General features: G+C 66.1%; 18 protein-coding genes. 11 read left to right on the forward strand and 7 right to left on the reverse strand.

The window, feature by feature from the left end:
* Positions 1–40: 40 nt before the first annotated feature.
* Genes ACZ1A1_RS04190 through ACZ1A1_RS04205 form a run of 4 tightly spaced genes read left to right on the forward strand, consistent with a single transcriptional unit; the run spans position 41 to position 3,518 of the window.
* The gene (locus ACZ1A1_RS04190; RefSeq protein ID WP_415213549.1) at positions 41–898 is read left to right on the forward strand and encodes an ABC transporter substrate-binding protein; all 858 of its coding nucleotides are present in this window, start codon (positions 41–43) and stop codon (positions 896–898) included.
* Positions 898–1,782, forward strand: a complete 885-nt coding sequence (locus ACZ1A1_RS04195; protein ID WP_415213550.1) for an amino acid ABC transporter permease — start codon at positions 898–900, stop codon at positions 1,780–1,782. Before ACZ1A1_RS04190 ends, ACZ1A1_RS04195 begins: the two co-directional genes overlap by 1 nt.
* Complete coding sequence (locus ACZ1A1_RS04200) at positions 1,779–2,558, forward strand: amino acid ABC transporter ATP-binding protein (protein ID WP_463618901.1); 780 nt, start codon at positions 1,779–1,781, stop codon at positions 2,556–2,558. The genes ACZ1A1_RS04195 and ACZ1A1_RS04200 overlap by 4 nt, the downstream gene beginning before the upstream one ends.
* A 15-nt stretch (positions 2,559–2,573) precedes the next feature.
* Positions 2,574–3,518 carry an arginase family protein gene (locus ACZ1A1_RS04205; protein WP_463618902.1) on the forward strand — a complete coding sequence of 315 codons (945 nt, stop codon included), beginning with the start codon at positions 2,574–2,576 and terminating at the stop codon, positions 3,516–3,518.
* A gap of 147 nt (positions 3,519–3,665) precedes the next feature.
* On the opposite strand, the gene ACZ1A1_RS04210 is transcribed toward ACZ1A1_RS04205, so the two are convergent.
* The 6 genes from ACZ1A1_RS04210 to ACZ1A1_RS04235 form a co-directional block, all read right to left on the reverse strand.
* Complete coding sequence (locus ACZ1A1_RS04210) at positions 3,666–3,998, reverse strand: hypothetical protein (RefSeq protein ID WP_463618903.1); 333 nt, start codon at positions 3,996–3,998, stop codon at positions 3,666–3,668.
* Positions 3,995–4,882: an NAD(P)-dependent oxidoreductase gene (locus ACZ1A1_RS04215; protein WP_463618904.1), complete on the reverse strand. Its 888-nt coding sequence runs from the start codon at positions 4,880–4,882 to the stop codon at positions 3,995–3,997. The genes ACZ1A1_RS04210 and ACZ1A1_RS04215 overlap by 4 nt, the downstream gene beginning before the upstream one ends.
* Positions 4,879–5,382, reverse strand: a complete 504-nt coding sequence (locus ACZ1A1_RS04220) for a gluconokinase (RefSeq protein WP_463618905.1) — start codon at positions 5,380–5,382, stop codon at positions 4,879–4,881. The genes ACZ1A1_RS04215 and ACZ1A1_RS04220 overlap by 4 nt, the downstream gene beginning before the upstream one ends.
* Position 5,383: 1 nt before the next feature.
* Complete coding sequence (locus ACZ1A1_RS04225; RefSeq protein ID WP_463618906.1) at positions 5,384–6,139, reverse strand: SDR family oxidoreductase; 756 nt, start codon at positions 6,137–6,139, stop codon at positions 5,384–5,386.
* 67 nt (positions 6,140–6,206) lie between these two features.
* Positions 6,207–7,238, reverse strand: coding sequence for an L-idonate 5-dehydrogenase (locus ACZ1A1_RS04230; protein WP_463618907.1), 1,032 nt, complete (start codon positions 7,236–7,238; stop codon positions 6,207–6,209).
* A gap of 10 nt (positions 7,239–7,248) precedes the next feature.
* A complete protein-coding gene (locus ACZ1A1_RS04235; RefSeq protein WP_463618908.1) occupies positions 7,249–8,196 on the reverse strand; it encodes a 2-hydroxyacid dehydrogenase in 948 nt (315 codons plus the stop codon).
* 194 nt (positions 8,197–8,390) lie between these two features.
* Between ACZ1A1_RS04235 and ACZ1A1_RS04240 the strand changes: the two genes are divergently transcribed.
* The 7 genes from ACZ1A1_RS04240 (at position 8,391) to ACZ1A1_RS04270 (ending at position 15,492) form a co-directional block, all read left to right on the forward strand.
* Positions 8,391–9,887, forward strand: coding sequence for a sugar ABC transporter ATP-binding protein (locus tag ACZ1A1_RS04240; protein ID WP_463618909.1), 1,497 nt, complete (start codon positions 8,391–8,393; stop codon positions 9,885–9,887).
* A 15-nt stretch (positions 9,888–9,902) separates the two neighbouring features.
* On the forward strand, positions 9,903–10,958 hold the full coding sequence (locus ACZ1A1_RS04245) for an ABC transporter permease (protein WP_463618910.1): 1,056 nt from the start codon (positions 9,903–9,905) through the stop codon (positions 10,956–10,958).
* A gap of 36 nt (positions 10,959–10,994) precedes the next feature.
* Complete coding sequence (locus ACZ1A1_RS04250; RefSeq protein ID WP_463618911.1) at positions 10,995–12,095, forward strand: ABC transporter substrate-binding protein; 1,101 nt, start codon at positions 10,995–10,997, stop codon at positions 12,093–12,095.
* Between the two features lie 127 nt (positions 12,096–12,222).
* The gene (locus tag ACZ1A1_RS04255; protein WP_463618912.1) at positions 12,223–13,134 is read left to right on the forward strand and encodes an SMP-30/gluconolactonase/LRE family protein; all 912 of its coding nucleotides are present in this window, start codon (positions 12,223–12,225) and stop codon (positions 13,132–13,134) included.
* On the forward strand, positions 13,135–13,554 hold the full coding sequence (locus tag ACZ1A1_RS04260) for a heme-binding protein (protein ID WP_415213563.1): 420 nt from the start codon (positions 13,135–13,137) through the stop codon (positions 13,552–13,554).
* A gap of 97 nt (positions 13,555–13,651) precedes the next feature.
* Positions 13,652–14,662, forward strand: a complete 1,011-nt coding sequence (locus ACZ1A1_RS04265) for a LacI family DNA-binding transcriptional regulator (protein ID WP_415213564.1) — start codon at positions 13,652–13,654, stop codon at positions 14,660–14,662.
* 62 nt (positions 14,663–14,724) lie between these two features.
* Positions 14,725–15,492: a siderophore-interacting protein gene (locus ACZ1A1_RS04270; RefSeq protein WP_463618913.1), complete on the forward strand. Its 768-nt coding sequence runs from the start codon at positions 14,725–14,727 to the stop codon at positions 15,490–15,492.
* Here the strand turns inward: ACZ1A1_RS04270 and ACZ1A1_RS04275 are convergent.
* Positions 15,489–17,915: a glucose/quinate/shikimate family membrane-bound PQQ-dependent dehydrogenase gene (locus ACZ1A1_RS04275; protein WP_463618914.1), complete on the reverse strand. Its 2,427-nt coding sequence runs from the start codon at positions 17,913–17,915 to the stop codon at positions 15,489–15,491. The genes ACZ1A1_RS04270 and ACZ1A1_RS04275 overlap by 4 nt on opposite strands.
* Positions 17,916–18,028 lie beyond the last annotated feature (113 nt).

Here is an 18,028-nt window from a genome sequence, read left to right on the forward strand (position 1 = left end):
CAAGGGGAACGGGCCCAAAGGCCCATAACAGGAGAACAACATGCGCAAACTTGCATCCATACTGCCCGCAATCGCCATGCTGTCGTGCGTCGCCTTTGCATCTGCCAGCTTCGCCGCCCCGAACGAGAAGCTTCCCGAAGCGATCAAGTCGTCCGGTGTGCTGGTGCTTGGCACCACATCCAGCATCGGCCTGCCCTGGACCGGCATCAAGGAAGGCACCAGCGATGTCTATGTCGGCGTCGAGCCTGAAATGGCCGCCGAGATCGCCAAGCGGCTGGGCCTGAAGCTAGAGGTGAACAACCTCGGCTTCGACTCGCTCATTCCGAGCCTTGAGGCCAACCGCATCAACATCATCATGTCCGACATGCTGGACACGCCGGTGCGCCAGAAGAAGGTCGATTTCATCGATCACATCATGGGCGGCTCCGCCATGCTGCAGAAGGTCAGCTCCGACAAGAAGATCAATTCCCTTGACGATGTCTGCGGCCTGAAGGCATCGGCGCTGCGCGGCTCCATGGAATCGCTTTCCATCGCCAAGCAATCGGAAAAATGCGTCGCCGAAGGCAAGCCCGCCATCGAGGAACAGCTTTTCCCGGATACCGGCGCCCAGCTCACCTCGCTGACGAGCAATCGCACCGATGTCGCGATGAGCGACCTCATCTATGTCGGCATGCTCGCCCAGAAGCAGTCCGACCAGTTCAAGATGGTCGGCGAGCCGTTCAACTTCGGCCCGTGCGGCATCGCGGTTCCCAAGGGTTCGCCGCTCGGCCCGCTGATCGCCGAAACGCTGGACGCCATGATCGCCGATGGAACCTATGCCGAGATCATGAAGCGCAACGGCTTCGTGGAGCAGTCCTACGTCACCAAGGCCGTAATCAACGGCGCCGCGGACCAGTAATGGCCGAGGCCGCAAAACAGGCAGGGCTGCCGTCCGTTCTCACGGACGAGCAGCTCGCATCGGCGCAGTTGCAGCCGCGCCGTCAACCATGGACGTGGGTCGCGGCCGCCGCCGTTGCGCTGGTGCTTGCGAATGCGCTCTATTCGATCGTCACCAATCCGGGCTTCGGGTGGCCCGTCGTCGCCGAATATTTCGTCTCGCCGCAGGTCATGGCGGGTCTCTTCACGACGCTGATGCTGACGGCCATCTCCATGACGCTGGCCCTGCTGCTCGGCATCCTTCTTGCCGTCGCGGCGGCAAGCCGCAATCCGGTGCTGTCGTCGGTCGCCAAGGGCTATGTCTGGATCTTCCGCGCCATTCCGCTGCTCGTCCAGATCATCTTCTGGTACAATCTGGCGGCGCTCTACCCGAAGCTGGGCTTCGGCATTCCCTTCCTGCCTCCGGTCGTGGAAGTGGACACCAACAGCGTCATCACCACGATCAGCGCGGCCATCATCGCCATGTCCCTGAACGAGGGCGCCTACATGGCCGAAATCGTTCGCTCCGGTCTCAACTCGGTAGATTCCGGGCAGCGCGAAGCGGCTCGTGCGCTCGGCATGTCCTCCTGGGATTCGTTCCGGCGCATCGTCATGCCGCAGGCCATGCGCGTCATCATTCCGCCGACTGGCAACGAGACGCTGTCCATGCTGAAATATACCTCGCTGGTAAGCGTCATCGCCTTGCCGGACCTGCTGTACTCGACGCAGCTCATTTCCTCGCGGACCTTCGAGGTCATCCCGATGCTTCTCGTCGCCACCCTCTGGTACCTGATCGTCAGCACGATCCTGATGGTGATCCAGTCCGGTATCGAGCGTCATTTCGCAAGATCGGTGGTGCGCCCATGACCGGCTCCGTGGTGAACCCGATCCGCGCGCGCGGCATCCGAAAGTCGTTTGGCGCGCTGGAAGTCCTGAAAGGTGTCGATCTCGATCTGGCCAAGGGCGAGGTGCTGTGCATTCTGGGGCCGTCAGGCTCCGGAAAGAGCACGTTGTTGCGCTGCATCAACCATCTGGAGCGGCCGGATGGCGGCATGATCGAGCTGAACGGCGTGCCGGTCGGCTATCGCCTGTCGGGAACGGTCTTCCGGGAATTGCCCGAGCGCGAAATACAGAAGCAGCGCGCTGCCATGGGCATGGTGTTCCAGCGCTTCAACCTGTTCCCGCACCTGACGGCGCGCGAGAACATCATGGAAGCGCCGCGCCGGGTTCTCGGCCTCACCGCCGCCGAAGCCTCGCAGCGCGCCGAGCGCCTGATGAAGCAGGTCGGCCTTGCCGAGAAGGTCGATACCTATCCCGGTGCGCTGTCCGGCGGGCAGCAGCAGCGCGTCGCGATCGCGCGGGCGCTTGCGATGGAGCCCGCCGTCATGCTGTTCGACGAGCCGACATCGGCGCTCGACCCCGAACTGGTCGGCGAGGTTCTCGACGTGATGCGTTCGCTTGCCGACTCCCATGCCATGTCGATGATCGTGGTGACCCATGAAATCGGCTTTGCCCGCAGCGTCGCCGACCGCGTCATGTTCATGGATGGCGGGGTGGTCGTGGAGCAGGGCAGGCCGCAGGACGTGCTGCTGAACCCCGCGCACGAACGCACCCGCGCCTTCCTGCGCAGGATTCTTGAATAACCTTCTGGAGTAAACATGCTCTCCCCATCATTTCCGTCCTTCCTCGGCGCTGAAACCGGCACCGATCCCGCCGGCGTCAAAACGCCCTACGCCTTTCTCGGCATACCCTACGGTCCCTCATACGAGGCATGGGAGCTGTCGGCGGCGGCCGATGGCGCGGACAAGGTGCGTGCCTCGGCAGTGGCGCATGCCTATACCCGCTTCCTCACCCACTGGAATTTCGATATCGGCGAGCCGCAGTTCGAGGATGGCAAGCCGAACCTGACCGATCTCGGCAATCTGACCGGCAATGTGCGTGACCCGGAGCGCATCGTCGGTGATGCCGCCTGCGTGCTCGGGCCGCTCGTCAGGGCCGGTGTGGTTCCGGTGGTGATCGGCGGCATGGATTCGGTGCCGCCCATGCTTGTCGCGCCCTTCGAGGGCCGGGAGGAAATCAATATCCTCCAGATCGACGCGCATATCGATTTCCGTGACGAGATAAACGGCCGTCGCGACGGCTTTTCCAGTCCGATGCGGCGCATCCGCGACTTCTCCTGCGTTCGCGACCTCGTTCATGTCGGAACACGCTCCATCGGCAGTGCACGCCGGGAGGAAGTCGAGGCTGCGCTCAGGGCTGGCAACAGGATCGTGACGGCCTGGGACGTCCATGAAAACGGGGCGAAATCCGTGGCGGAATCGCTCGATCTTTCCCGCAGGTGGGTCGTTTGTCTGGATTGCGACGGCATGGATCCTTCAGTCGCCCCGGGCGTCGGCGCGATCGAGCCGGGCGGGCTGACCTTCATCCAGACATCGATCCTGCTGAACCATCTCGCCCGCAACAACCGGCTGGCCGGGATCGTGTTCACAGAGTTCCAGCCAGCCAGGGACGTGAATGGCACTACCGCGCATGCCATCACCCGCATGATCCTCAATATTCTGGGGCTGCAACGTCAGCCCCGGCATGTCGGTGCAAAGTCTTGACATTCGCACAGGGGGGGGCAGGGCCGCATTTTTTGCCGCAATGGCTAGGCTTTTTTGCTTTCATTCGGCAGGCCCCCTTTGGCAAGGAAAAACGCGGCATCCGGGGATGCCGCGTCGTTCCTCACAGTGCCAGTGCCCGGCGATTGCCTAGAGCGTATATTCGTTGGCGAGGGTGACGTGATGATGGATGCGGCCGTCGAAGAATTCGGCGAGCACGGCTTCCGTCGCCGCGCGGGCCTCGGCGCGTACGGGACTTGCCAACGCCTCCTCCACGGCCTCGATGCTCGGATAGTTGATGGCGAGGATCATCGGATATTCCGGCGCGCCCTCGTCACGGGCCTCGGCGAAGGAGATGCGCACGTCGGTGGCGTGCGGGAACTGCCGCCACTTCGGCAGGATGCGCTCGATGACGGCCTTGCGGAAGGCGTCCGTACGGCCATCCTTCACCTTGCCCTCGAACAGTGCGAAACGGGTGATCATTCAAAGGTCTCCTTGTTAGGCCCGCGGAAATATTCCATGAGTGCCGCCTGATCCTCGCCGCCGAGGCCGGCGGCCGTCAGCATGCGGTGGATCTCTGCGCAGGCCGCCGTCAGCGGCATGGCGGTGTTGGTGCGGCGGGCAAGGTCCTGCGCGCCGTTGAGGTCCTTGACCATGTTGTCGATGCGGCCGGTGCGCCGATAATCCTTCGCCACGAAGCGCGGCATGTATTCCTGCAGGATGGCGCTGTCGGCGCGTCCGCCCTTCAGCGCCTGCGGGATCTTCGCGGCGTCGACGCCGGCATCGAGCGCCAGTTGCGTCGCTTCCGCCACGGCGAGGAAGCCGAGGCCGCAGAGCACCTGGTTGATCAGCTTGGTCGTCTGGCCCGCGCCGACCGGTCCCATATGGGTATAGTTGCTGGCGACGTGCCGGAGGACCCTGTGCGCGTCCTCCACGTCCTTCGCCGTGCCGCCGGCCATCAGCGTGAGCTGGCCGATCAGCGCCTTTGGCGCGCCGCCGGAAAGCGGACTGTCCACCCAGCGCAGGCCCTTCGCCGCCGCGTCCGCCGCCAGTTCCTTCGTCGCCTCGGGATCGATGGAGGACATGTCGATGATCAGCGTGCCGGGCCTTGCGCCGGCCGCCACGCCCGCTTCGCCGAAGACGGCGCGCCGCACGATGGCGGGAGCGTTGAGGCTGAGGATCACATAATCGCTGACGGAAGCGGCCTCGGCGGCCGACGCGGCGGCGAAGGCGCCCTTGTCCACCAGCGCCTGCACCTTCTCCGGGCCGGGGTCGAAGACGGTCAGGCGGTTGCCGGTCTCAGCCAGCCGCGCGCCGATGGCGCCTCCCATGGCGCCGGCGCCGATCAAGGCTACTTTGTTGGTCATGCTTGGGTCCCCTCCAGATTTACGGCGATATCGTCCACGACAAAGGCGAGCGTGTTGTCGATATCGACTATGATGGCGTTCTCGTCGGCGGCCGGCGGCTCCAGCGCGGCGAACTGGCTGTCGATGAGGCTTGGCGGCATGAAATGGCCGGAGCGGGCGGCCATGCGCGCGGCGATCAGTTCCCTGCTGCCGGAGAGATGGACGAAGGTGACGGGCCTACCGGCCGCCGCGCGGATATGGTCGCGGTATCGGCGCTTCAGCGCTGAGCAGCCGAGGATGAGGATGCCGCCCGGGCTTGCGAGCGTCTGCCCGACCAGCGTCAGCCAGGGCCAGCGGTCCTCGTCGGTCAAGGGCTCGCCCCGGCTCATCTTCTCGATATTTGCCGGCGGATGCAGGTCGTCGCCGTCGAGATAGGTTGCGCCAAGGCGGGCGGCGAGCGCCACGCCGACGGCGGACTTGCCGCAGCCGGCCACGCCCATCAGCACGATGCGCCGTGGCATTTCAGAGCGAGGCCGTGATGCCACCGTCGACATAGAGCGTGTGTCCGTTCACGAAGGAGGATGCGTCCGAGGACAGGAAGATGCACGCGCCGACCAGCTCCTCGACCTTGCCCCAGCGGCCGGCCGGCGTGCGCTTTTCCAGCCAGGCCGAGAAGGCCGGGTCGGCGACCAGGGCGGCATTGAGCGGCGTATCGAAATAGCCCGGCGCGATGGCGTTGCATTGCAGGCCGTATTTCGCCCAGTCGGTCGCCATGCCCTTGGTGAGGTTGCCGACGGCGCCCTTCGTGGCGGTATAGGGGGCGATGCCGGGACGGGCGAGCGCGGTCTGCACGCTGGCGATGTTGATGATCTTGCCCGCGCCGCGCGCGATCATGTGGCGGGCGACGGCCTGGCCGACATTGAAGACGGTCGAGATATTGGTCTTCAGGATGCGTTCGAAGGCGTCGGCGGGGAAATCCTCCAGCGGCGTGCGGTGCTGCATGCCGGCATTGTTGACGAGGATGTCGATGGGACCGGCCTCCGCCTCGAAGGCGTCGATGGCCGCGCGTACGGCTGCATGGTCGGTGGCGTCGAAGGCGAGCGTGTGCCTGGCGCCGACTTCCTTCGCGGCGGCGGCGAGCTTGGCCGCGTCGCGGCCGTTGAGGATGATGTCGGCGCCGGCCGCCGCAAGACCCTTGGCCAGCGCAAGGCCGATGCCCTGCGAGGAGCCGGTGACGAGGGCGCGCTTGCCCGTAAGGTCGAACAGTTGGGTGCTCATGGTCCCTTGTCTCTTTTTCTCGCAATGGCTGATGGAAGGCCGCTTCACGCCTTTCCTGCCATTGCCTTTACGAAAATGCGATCTGCGTCTTCATCGACTGCCCCTTGTCCGAGGCGATCTCGAACGCCTTCAGGGCATCGGCGAGCGGCAGCGTATGGGTGATCAGCGGTTTCACGTCGATGAGACCGCCCTGCATCAGCTTCACCGCCACGGCGAATTCCTCATGGAAGCGGAAGGAGCCGCGCAGGTCCAGTTCCTTGGCGGTGATCGCCATCATCGGCAGCGCCATCTCGCCGCCGAGGCCGAGCTGGACGATGACGCCGCGCGGGCGCAGCGCCTGGATGCCGGCGACCAGCGCTGGCTGCGCGCCCGAGCATTCGTAGAGCACGTCGAAAGTGCCCTTGTTCTCGCTGAAGGGAGCAAGGCCGTCGCGGTCTTCGGAAAGGTTGACCGTGCGGTCCGCGCCCACGGCGCGGGCAAAGCCGAGCGCCTTTTCCGACAGGTCGGCGGCGACGATCTCGGCTGCGCCCGCCCGCCGCGCGGCGAGGATCGACAGCGTGCCGATCGGGCCGCAGCCGGTGACGAGCACGCGCTTGCCCAGCATCTCGCCCGCCCGGCGCGTGGCGTGCAGCGTGACGGAGAGCGGTTCGGCCATCGCGGCCTCGCCGGCCGAAAGGCCCTCGGCCTTGACGCACTGGCTGGCCTTGGCGACCAGCCGCTCGCGGAACGCGCCCTGGATATGCGGGAAGGGCATGGCCGAGCCGTAGAAGCGCATGTTGAAGCAATGGTTCGGCAGGCCCTTGTGGCAATAGTCGCACGAGCCGCAGGGCCGCGAGGGCGAGACGGCGACGAGATCGCCGACGGCAAGGCCGCAGACGCCCTCGCCAAGCGCCGCGACATGGCCGGAGACCTCGTGGCCGAGGATCATCGGCTCCCTGAGCCGCACCGCGCCGAAGCCGCCGTGATTGTAGTAGTGCAGGTCCGAGCCGCAAATGCCGCCGGCCGCAAGACGGATCTCCACCTCGCCGGGTCCCGGAGCCTCGATGGCGCTGTCCTCGATGCGCAGGTCCTTGGCCGCATGGATGACGATGGCTTTCATGGGTGCGTCCTCACAGAACAGGGGTCGGCAGCGGCTTGCCGGCGAAATGGGCCGACAGGTTGTCGAAGACGAGCTGGCCCATGGCCTTGCGCGTCTCGACCGTGCCGGAGGCCATGTGCGGCTGGAGCAATACGTTATCGAGCGTGAGGAAGCGGGGGTTGAGGTTCGGCTCGCCCTCGAAGACGTCGAGCGCGGCCGAGCCGAGCGCCTTGCTTTCGAGCGCGTCGAGCAGCGCCGCCTCGTCGATGTTGGAGGCGCGCGAGATGTTGATCAGCATGCCCTCCGGTCCCAGCGCCTCGATGACTTTCCTGCCGACGATATGGCGCGTCTCGGCGGAGGCGGCCAGCGTGACGAAGAGGAAGTCCGAGCGGGCGGCAAGCTCGACCGGATCGGCGACGAAGGTCCAGTCCCCGGCGAAGTCCTTCTCGCCGGTGTCGCTATAGGCGATGTCCATGTCGAAGCCGGCAAGCCGCTTTGCCACCTCGTAGCCGATGCGGCCGAGGCCGAGCACGCCGGCACGCTTGCCATGCACGCGGCTCTTCAGCGGGTAGAGGCCTTTTTTCGCCCAGTCGCCGCTCCTGACCCAGGCCTCGCCGCCGATGACGCCGCGTGCCTGCGCCAGCATCATGGCGATGCCGAGGTCGGCGACGTCCTTGGTCAGCACGTCGGGCGTATTGGTGACGCGGATGCCGCGCTCGCGGGCGGCGGCGAGATCCACCGCGTCGAAGCCGACGCCGTAGACGGAGATGATTTCCAGCTTCGGCAACGCCTCGATCATCGCCCGGCTCGCGCCGAGCTCGCCGCGCGTGGCGATGCCACGGATGTTGGCGCCACGCTCGGCCAGGAATGCCGCCTTGTCGGCCGCCTCGAAATAGCGGTGCATCGTGAAATGCGCGTCCAGGCGCTCCTGGTCCCAGGAAGGATAAGGGCCAACCTGCAGCAACTCGATCTTGGACAAAGGGTCTCCTCCCGAATGATGCTCTGTTATCGATAACATAATTTGTTGCGCAGATTTGTCCAGCGTCTTTTTCGTGTCCATCAGCTTGCCGTCTGACGCGAGGCGGCGACGTAACATCAGCCCTTGATATCACCCCTTGACAGTTATGTTATCGATACCATAAGCTTCTCATCAACAAGCTTTGGGAGGGGCAGGTGGAGGCGGATAAACTTCTTGAGTTTCGTGCCGTGTCGAAGGAATTCGGCGGCACCCGGGCGCTGACGTCGGTCTCGCTCGACCTGAGGCGCGGCGAGATCCTCGCGCTTCTCGGCGAGAACGGTGCCGGCAAGTCGACCCTCATCAAGACGCTGGCCGGAATCTACCGGCCTGACGGCGGCGACATCCTGTTTCGCGGCGAACCCTATCACCATCGCCCGCCGAAGCCGAACGAACGCCAGCCCGTCGCCTTCATCCATCAGGACCTCGGCCTCATCGAATGGATGACGGTGGCGGAGAATGTCGGCCTGGCGCAGGGGTTTTCCATGCGCCGGAACCTGATCGACTGGAACGCCACGGCCCGGCGCACCGCCGAGGCCCTGAAACTTGTCGGCTGCGATTTCGACCCGTCCACCCGCGTGCAGAGCCTGACGCGCACCGAAAAGTCGCTGGTCGCCATCGCCCGTGCGCTCGCTGTGGAGGCGGATGTGCTGGTGCTCGACGAGCCGACCGCCAGCCTTCCCGCCGACGAGGTCGAGCGGCTGTTCGACGCCATTCGTCCGCTGAAGGAACGCGGCGTCGCGATGATCTACGTCTCGCACCGGCTCGACGAGATCTTCCGCATCGCCGACCGCGTCGCCGTGCTGCGTGACGGCCATCTCGTGGGTGAGACGGCGGTCAAGGGCACCAATTCCGACGAGCTCATCCGAATGATCATCGGCGAGAAGGCCGGCCAGCTCTTCGCCAAGGCGCATTCGGCGCCGGGCGAGACGCTGGTCTCGGTGCGCGACCTTGCCTGCCGCGGCGCCGGTCCGGTCTCGTTCGAGTTGAAGCAGGGCGAGCTTCTCGGTCTCGTCGGCCTGCGCGGCGCGGGGCAGGAACTGATCGGCCGCGCCCTCTTCGGCGCGGAAGCCGCCTCGGGAGACGTGACCATTCGCGGTGCGCGGCCGGACCTTGCGAGCCCAGAGACGGCGATCGCCTCCGGCATCGGCCTTATCGCCCGGGACCGCACGGAGGAATCCGTCGCCATGTCGCTGTCGCTCAGGGAAAACACCTTCCTCAATCCCGGCGCGTCCGGCCGTGGACTCTTCGCCTTCCTTGCACCCGGCCGGGAGGCCGAAATGGCATTTTCGCTCGGCGAGAAGGTGGGGCTGCGGCCGAACGACCAATCGCTCGCCATCGAGGCGCTGTCGGGCGGCAACCAGCAGAAGGTGGTGGTCGGCCGCTGGCTCGCCACCGGCCGCAAGCTGCTGATCGCCGAGGACCCGACCGCCGGCGTCGATGTCGGCGCCAAGGCGGACATCTACCGCCTGATTGCCGCGGCGGTGGAGGAGGGGCTCGCCGTCCTCCTGATCTCTACGGATTTCGAGGAGATCGCCCATATCTGCCACCGGGCGCTGGTCTTCTCGCGCGGGCGGATCGTCCGCGAACTTCAAGGCGCAGAACTCACCACATCCGCCGTCATCGCGGCAGCCTCCGCTTCCGAAGCGGCCTGATCCCGGAGAAAGACGATGCAATCCATCCAGTCCAATGCGCTCGAGCCGACGCCCGCCGAGCTGAAAGGCCTTTCGACCGGCGAGCGGCTGAAGCGCCTTCTGCCCGTCTACGGCCTCGTCATCCTGACGGTGCTGCTCATCCTCGTCTTCTCGGTCCTCTTGTCCGATACGTTCCCGACGCTGCTCAACCTGCGCTCGATCATCGCCAACAAGACGATCATCGCCATCCTGTCGCTCGCGGCCATGATCCCCATGGCCTGCGGGCGCATCGACCTCACCATCGGCTACGGCATCGTACTCTGGCATATCCTGGCGATCAGCCTGCAGACCATGTACGGCTTCCCCTGGCCCATCGCGGTGGCGGTGGTGCTCGTGCTCGGCGCGTTGACGGGCGTGCTGAACGGCCTGCTCGTCGAGGTCGCCAAGATCGACAGCTTCATCGCAACGCTCGGCACGGGCACGGTCATCTATGCCGTCGCGCTCTGGCACACGGGTGGCCGGCAGGTCGTCGGCGTCCTGCCGGACGGGTTCCTGGCACTGAACGGCACCATGGTGTTCGGCTTGCCGATCACCGGCTTTTACGTGCTGGCGCTGGCGCTCGTCATGTGGATCGTGCTCGAATACCTGCCGATCGGCCGCTACGTCTATGCCATCGGCGCTAACCCCAAGGCGGCGGCACTCAACGGCATCCCGGTCCGCCGCTTCGTCATCGGTGCCTTCATCGCATCGGGCGTGCTCTCCGCCGTCGCCGGCGTGCTGCTCGCCTCGCGGCTGCGCATCGGCCAGGCGAGCGTCGGCCTCGAATACCTGCTGCCAGCGCTCGTCGGCGCCTTCCTCGGCTCCACCACCATCAAGCCCGGCCGCGTCAATGTCTGGGGCACGATGATCGGCGTGATCATCCTTGCCGTCGGCATCGCCGGCATCCAGCAGTTCGGCGGTTCCTTCTTCGTCGAGCCACTGTTCAACGGTGTCACGCTGCTCGTCGCCATCGGCATCGCCGGCTATGCCCAGCGCCGTCGCGGCGCGGCGGGTGCCATCAAGCCCAAGGGCGTCCCGGCCAAAACATCCTGATCCAGAATTCTCACGTCCAAAGGGAGGACACTATCCATGAAACGCAGGCATTTCCTCGCAACCACCGCGGCGGCCCTGTTCGCCGTCACCTTCGCCGGTCCCGCCTTCGCGGACGCCATGGCCGATGCCAAAGCCGTCGTCGAGAAGTACGCCAGCAAGGTCGAGAAGTGGGACGGCCCGACGAGCGGCCCCAAGGCCGTGGACGGCAAGACCGTCGTGGTTGTCGCCGCCGACATGAAGAACGGCGGCATCCTCGGCGTCGTCAACGGCATCCAGGAAGCGGCCGCCGCCATCGGCTGGACCGTGACCGTGGTGGACGGCGCGGGCTCCATCGAGGGCCGCACCGCGTCCTTCGGTCAGGCGCTGACGCTGAAGCCGGGCGGCATCATCATCGCCGGCTTCGACGCCGTCGAGCAGAAGCCGGCCATGGAGGACGCCAAGAAGGCGGGCATCCCGATGGTCGCCTGGCATGCCGCGCCGGCAGTCGGCCCGGTCGATGACGTCGGCGTCTTCGCCAATGTGACGACGGATGCGATGGAGGTCTCCAAGGCCGCCGCCGACTACGCCTTCGTCGATGCCGGTGGCAAGCCTGGCGTGGTGATCTTCACCGATTCCACCTATGCCATCGCCATCGCCAAGGCGGACAAGATGAAGGCGGAGATCGAGGCGCTGGGCGGCACGGTGCTGGAATATGTCGATACGCCGATCGCCGAAACCTCGCAGCGCATGCCGCAGCTCACCACCACGCTGCTGCAGAAATACGGTGAGAAGTGGACCCATTCGCTGGCCATCAACGACATCTATTTCGACTTCATGGGCCCGTCGCTTTCTGCGGCAGGCATTGCCGGCGACGGCGCGCCGAAGAGCGTGGCCGCGGGCGACGGCTCGGAAAGTGCCTACCAGCGCATCCGCGCCAAACAGTACCAGTCGGTGACGGTCGCCGAGCCGCTGAACCTTCAGGGCTGGCAGCTCGTCGACGAGCTGAACCGTGCCTTCTCGGGCGAAGCCTGGTCGGGTTATGTCTCGCCGCTCCATGTCGTGACGGCCGACAATGTCGAGTTCGACGGCGGGCCGAAGAACACGTTCGATCCGGACAACGGCTACCGGGACGAATACAAGAAGATTTGGGGCAAATAAGGCTCCCTCCGGCACGCCGGAGGCTGGTGCCTGCACCGTCTCCGGCGTGCATGCCGGTTCGCAGCCCTTGCCGGGGCACGCCAGCCGGCCTCCTGCATCGCGATCAACCTGAAAGGAGAAGGGTGGAATGGCGTTTTTTGAAGCGGAGGAGCCGGAATTCTCCACCTTCGTGCTAGGCAATGCCCCCTTGAAGAAGCTGGCCGGCGGGTTCGACTGGGTCGAGGGGCCGGTCTGGTTCGGCGATCACGACTGCCTGCTGTTCTCCGACATTCCGAGCAACCGCATCCTGCGCTGGAGCCCGACGCTCGGCGTCACCACATTCCGCGAACCGTCCAATTTCGCCAACGGCAACACGCGCGACCGGGAAGGCAGGCTCGTGACCTGCGAGCACGGTGCGCGCCGCGTCACGCGCACCGAGCACGACGGCTCCATCACCGTGATCGCCGACCGCTATGACGGCAAGCGACTGAATTCGCCGAACGACGTTATCGTCGCTTCGGACGGTGCCATCTGGTTCAGCGATCCGCATTACGGCATCGCCTCGGACTACGAGGGCACGCGCGCGGAGCAGGAGCTGCCTTGCAACGTCTATCGCGTCGATCCGCATCTCGGCCATGTCCGCGCCGTTCTCACCGATTTCAACTGCCCGAACGGCCTTGCCTTCAGCCCCGACGAGCGGCGCCTCTATGTCGCCGATACAGGCCGCATGTTTTCCGACGATCCGCGCCATATCCGCGTCTTCGATGTCGGCGCGGACTGGACGCTGACGGGCGGCGAGGTCTTCCACGTGATTTCGCCCGGCTGCGCGGATGGCATGCGTCTCGATGCGGCGGGCAATCTCTGGTCGTCCGCGGGCGACGGCGTGCATTGCATCGCGCCCGACGGCCGCAGGCTCGGCAAGATCCTCGTGCCGGAAACCGTCTCCAACATCTGCTTCGGCGGCCGGCATCGCCACCGCCTTTTCATAACTGCGACCACCTCCATCTATTCCGTCTCGCTCGCCATCCGCGGCGCAGGCTGGCCGCGGGCGGGGGCGTAGATGGCCTTCGTGGAAACGACCGCCCGGCTGACGGACGAGGGCATCTCCGCCATGCTGGCGGCGGCGACCGGCGCGGCGAAGGCCATGGGCCAGCCGCAGTGCATCGTCATCGTCGATCCGAGCGGCGTGACGCTCGCGTCCTTCCGCATGGCCGGTTCGCGCTATCTCTCGCTGAAGAGCGCCGCCGCCAAGGCCCGCACCGCCGCCTCCATCGGCGCGCCGAGCGACAGCGTGCCGGAAGCCGTGCGCCCGGCGATCGCGGCCGCGAGCGGAGGGGATGTCACGGGATTGCGCGGCGGGCTGCCGATCCGCCGCGGCGGCGTGCTCCTCGGCGGCATAGGCGTCGGTTCCGGCTCGGGCGAGCAGGACGAGGCGGTCGCCCGCGCGGCGCTTGCGGCCATCGGCGCGGATGGGGCCTGAGCAGCCCGCATGAGGATAATGCAGCCTCCCGGCGGCGGCCGCTTGCGGAGTGGCAGGGCGCCGCGCTACGCTGTGGTAACGATAACGAGGCAGGAACATGCGGATCGACAAGGCGCCCACCATGGCGGACATAGCCCGGAAGACGGGCGTTTCCCCCATGACCGTGTCACGTGCCTTCAAGTCCGGCAGCCTGATCAACAAGGATACGCGGGACGCGATCCTGAGGGCGGCCGAAGAGCTCGGCTACGTCTTCGATTCCACTGCTTCCAATCTCAGGTCCCAGAAGACGGATTTCATCGCCGTCACAATCCCCTCCATCAACAATGCGAATTTCGCCGACACCGTGGGCGGCCTTTCCGAGACGCTGAGCGCGCAGGGGTTCCAGATCCTGCTCGGCTATACCAACTACGATACCGAGGAAGAGGAGCGGCTGATCGAGCAGCTCCTGCGCCGCAAGCCGCAGGCCATCGTCGTCACCGGCGGCAAACACACCCCGCGCGCGCGAAAACTGCTCGAAAACGCCAATGTGCCCGTGATCGAGACCTGGGACGTGCCGGCCGAGCCGATCGGGCATTTCGTCGGCTTCTCCAACGCCGCCGCCGTGCGCAGCATGGTCGATCATTTCGTGGCGGTCGGCTATACCCGCATCGCCTTCATAGGCGGCGATGCCAGCCGCGATACGCGCGGCAGCGACCGGCGCCTCGGCTTCATCGCCGCGCTCCGCGACCACGGCCTCGATGCCTCGCGGCTGATCGATGCCGGCGCACCGCCGATCTCGATGCGGGAAGGCGCCAATGCCATGGCGCGGCTGCTTGCCGAATATCCCGATACGGAAGCGGTGATCTGCGTGTCGGACCTTTCGGCCTTCGGCGCGCTGACGGAATGTCAGCGCCGCGGCGTGGCGGTGCCGGAGCGCATCGCCATCGGCGGCTTCGGCGACTACGAGATCGGCGGCATCAGCGTGCCGGCGCTGACCACGATCAATGCTGGCGCGCGGGAGATCGGCGAGCGCACGGGACGGCTGATCCTCGACCTCATCGACGGCCGGCCGGACATCACCCACATCACCATCGAGCCGGAACTGATCGTGCGTGGCAGCAGCCGCTGAGACTTGTTCAGGGCGGCCTGTTTACCGCTTGCGGGCCTCCTTCGCGGCCGAGCAATGTCGTCATGAGCGTCAAGGCGGACGACGAAACCGGGCTTGCCTATATGAAGTGTCTGGCGGCAAGCCACCTGATCGAGTTCGTGGAAGGAGAGCGGCCGCGTTTCGCATGGACCGGCGACGGTATGGGCCTCAGCCAGTTCCCGAGTTTCCGCGAGATGGCGGTGGAGCGAGTGATCGATGTGACGCCGCATATGCGCCGGGTCACGCTTTCGCGTTCCGGTCTTGGGCGCCATGCGACCCATGGTCCTTATCTCATGCTGTTCGTGCCGCCCGAAGGCATCGCCAAGCCGAAATGGCCCGTGCCGGGCGAAGACGGTCTGCCCGTCAGGTCCGCCGATAACAGGCAGCCACAGATGCGCACCTGCACGGTGCGCCGTCTCGATCCCGAGGCCGGGACTATTGACGTGGACTTCGTGCTGCACGGCGATCACGATCTCGGCTCGCGCTGGGCGCTGAATGCGCTGCCGGGGGCCGTCATTGGCGTGCGCGGTCCGACCGGGCGTCGCCGGCCGGAGGTTGACTGGTGTCTGCTTGTGGGTGACGAAACAGCCCTGCCGGTCATCGCCAGAACGCTCGAACCCCATCCAACCGCCGCGAAGGGATTCGCATTCATCGAGGTCTCGGAAGAGAGCGGGCAGCAGCCGGGTTTGTGCCGATGCTTTGGGTCCACGTGCCCGTGGCGTCGATCACTTTGGCTGCCGCCGCGTTCCCTGGACATGGCGGTGCGATATCTCGCGGCCTATGGCCGGGGGCAGGTGGGCCTGCCGGGTTAAGGCAGGCTGTAGGCGATCACGTAGTCGCCGCGGTCGGGTGATTGCCGTGCACCGCCGGCGGAGATGACGACATATTGCTTGCCGGTCTTCGGCGACTTGTAGCTCATCGGGCCGCCCTGGCTGCCGACCGGAAGGTGCGCCTTCCAGACTTCCTTGCCCGTCGCGCTGTCGAAGGCGCGCAGGTAGTAGTCCTGCGTGCCCGCGATGAAGACGAGGCCGCCCTGAGTTGCCAGCGTGCCGCCGAGCGTCGGCATGCCGATCGGGATGGGCAGGCCCATCTTGATGCCGAGCGGGCCGGTGTCCTCGACCGTGCCGACCGGCACCTGCCACTTGATGCCCTGCGTCTTCATGTCGATGGCCGTCAGGCTTCCGAAGGGTGGGGCCTGGCAGGGGATGCCGAGCGCGGAGAGGAAGCGGTTCTTGTTGACGGCATAGGGGGTGCCCTTCATCGGCACGACGCCCATGCCGGTATTGACCGATTCACCGCCGCTGGCCACCGCGTCGGTGGGAGCTGCTTCCACCATCTGGATCCAAAGGCCGAGGCGCATGTCGTTGACGAAGATCGTGTTGCTCACCGGGTCGGTGGAAATGCCGCCCCAGTTCATGCCGCCGAGCGAGCCGGGGAAGTTCAGCGCGAGATCGGTGCCGGGCACGGTGAAGACGCCGTCGTAGCGCATGCCCTTGAAGGCGATGCGGCACAGGAGCTGGTCGAAGGGCGTCGCGCCCCACATGTCGCTTTCCGTCAGCGTCTGGGCGCCGATCTGCGGCATGCCGACCGAGAGCCTCTGGGTCGCGGAATAAGGCTCGTTCGGGATGCTCCCCGGCTTGACCGGCACGTCCTCCACCTTGGTCAGAGGCTCGCCGGTGGCGCGGTCCAGCACGTAGATCTGCCCCGCCTTCGTGCCGAAGACCAGCGCGGGCACGCTTGTGCCGTCCGCCTTGGGGAAGTCGATGAACGAGGGCTGCATCGGCACGTCGAAGTCCCACAGGTCGTTATGGACCGTCTGGTAGACCCATTTCTCGCGGCCGGTCGTGGCGTCGAGCGCCAGCATGGAGGCGCCGTATTTGTGGTCCAGCGCCGTGCGTGTCGCGCCGTAGAGGTCGACCGAGGGGCTGCCGACCGGCATGAAGACGGTGTTGGAGGCCGGGTCGTAGGACATCGACGCCCAGACGTTCGGCGTCGAGCGCGTATAGGTCTGGCCTTCCGGCGGCAGCTTGGTGATCTCGGGATTGCCCGGGTCGAACGCCCAGCGCAGCTCGCCCGTCACGACGTCGAAGCCGCGCATGACGCCGCCCGGCATGTCGACTTGCACATTGTCGGCGATGCGGCCGCCGACGACGACCGTGGTGCCGGCGAGCGTCGGGGCGGAGGTGAGGACATATTGCGGATCGGGCGCGTCGCCGAGGCCGATCTTGAGGTCGACGCGGCCGTTCGTGCCGAAATCCGGGCAGAACGCGCCGGTGTCGGCGTCGAGCGCGATGAGCTCGGCGGTGATGGTGTTCATCAGGATGCGGCGCTGGCAGAGCGCGCCCTCGGCGACGATGACCGAGGTGACCGGCGTTGCGCCTGCCGCCGTCGGCTGGGCGAGCGGCCGGGTGGCATCGAAATAGGCAAGGCCGCGGCAACGCATCCACACGGAGGACTGGGCATTGATCTCGGCCTTCCAGATCTCCTTGCCGGTATCGGCGTCGAGCGCGATGACGTTGTTGTGGGGCGTGCACAGGAAGACGCGGTCGCCGACCTGCAGCGGCGTCTCCTGGTCCTCCGCGCCGTTGGCGCCGGGGCTGATCGGCGTGTCGCCGGTATTATAGGTCCAGGCGACCTTGAGGTCCGAGACATTGTCGCGCGTGATCTGGTCGAGGGCGACGAAACGGCTTCCGCCCGAGGTGTTGCCGTAGGCCTCCCAGTTCTTCTGCTCGTTCGCCGGATCGACCTTGATCAGCGCTTCCGGCGTGCCGGAGAAGGCGACGGGTGGATGTGGCACGAACATGCCGGCCATGCCGCCGGCGGAGGTGAGCCCGAGCAGGGCAGCGAGGACGAAGGAGGGGCCACGGGCCGGCGAAAGACCCGCCGACCGGCGCAGCAGCGGATAGGAGAGGGCCACGACAGTGGCACCGACTGCCATGGCGAGCAGGCGCGAGTTCAGTGGCCAGTAGTCGAGGCCGACCTCCCAGAGCGCCCAGGCGACGGTGAGCAGGAAGACGAGGCCGAACAGCAGCGCGCCGGAAGGTTTGCGGCGGGCGATCAGGAAGCCCGAGACGAGGAGCGCGAGGCCGGCGAGGACGAAATAGGGGCTGCCGCCGAGCAGGACGAGCTTGCCGCCGCCGATGGTGAAGAAGAGCCCCGCAGCGATAATGACCGCTCCCAGCAGGAGCAGCCAGCTCCTGGCCAGGACACCTGTGTTTTCCGTCGTCTGCGACATGGGTCGTCTCCTGTACTCATCGGATTTTTAACATGACCCTGCGCGTAGGCTTTAGACAAGAGGGCACGAGCGTTTTGCCCCGGTTCTAGGTTTTCGGATCGCAGCCTGTCCTT

Source organism: Shinella sp. R2-11 (genome assembly GCF_055330205.1).